Consider the following 666-nt stretch of genomic DNA (forward strand, 5'->3'; position numbering starts at 1 on the left):
CGTCAATTGTATGACTTTCAGGTGTGATCATGCTGTGATCAATTTCACTGATTTCTGCGATAATATCAGCAACTTTATCAAACGTAGAGGGCAATGTATAATTCCTTATTTAATTTGTGGTTTTAGAAAATACTTTAACAATGTTCTGTATAACTTCTTTTATCTTAAAAAAAAACTTAATCTAGAATACAGTTATCTTTTTGATAGGACAAATGGGTTTGCAGAATATTAAATTATTACTTGTTAAGGTTAGAAAAAGCTATGAAATTGTGTTTTGAGCAAGGTTCACCTATTTCATCATGGAATTTTTCTATTTGCAGCAAGTACTGCGAGAGCTGTCATATTGACAACTCCTCGCGAAGTTACTGAAGGCGTTAGTATATGGACAGGGCGTGCAGCTCCGATCAAGATTGGGCCGACATGAAGTGCATTGGTTAGATTTTTGACAATATTGAGTGTAATATTAGCTGCATCAAGCGTTGGAAAGACAAGCAAATTCGCTTCATTTTTAAGGCGTGAATCAGGAAAAACACGATCACGAAAAATTTTAGAAAGCGCAGCATCACCTTGCATTTCTCCATCGGCTTCTAAATTTGGATATAATTCTGCGAGAATTTCAGTTGCACGGCGCATTTTACGTGCACTGTCGGTGTTTTTGGAGCCAAA

The 666-nt window shown here is 36.2% G+C and carries 1 protein-coding gene and 1 pseudogene; both read right to left on the reverse strand.

Features of this window, described 5'->3' with window-relative positions; translation table 11 throughout:
* A pseudogene (locus ACFIK8_RS10320) lies at positions 1-94 on the reverse strand (acyl carrier protein); the annotation flags it as partial.
* A 203-nt stretch (positions 95-297) separates the two neighbouring features.
* Positions 298-666, reverse strand: a 369-nt coding sequence (locus ACFIK8_RS10325; protein WP_375669370.1) for a phosphate acyltransferase, incomplete at its 5' end; no start/stop codon positions are given.

The organism is Bartonella sp. MR168JLCBS, from assembly GCF_042194175.1.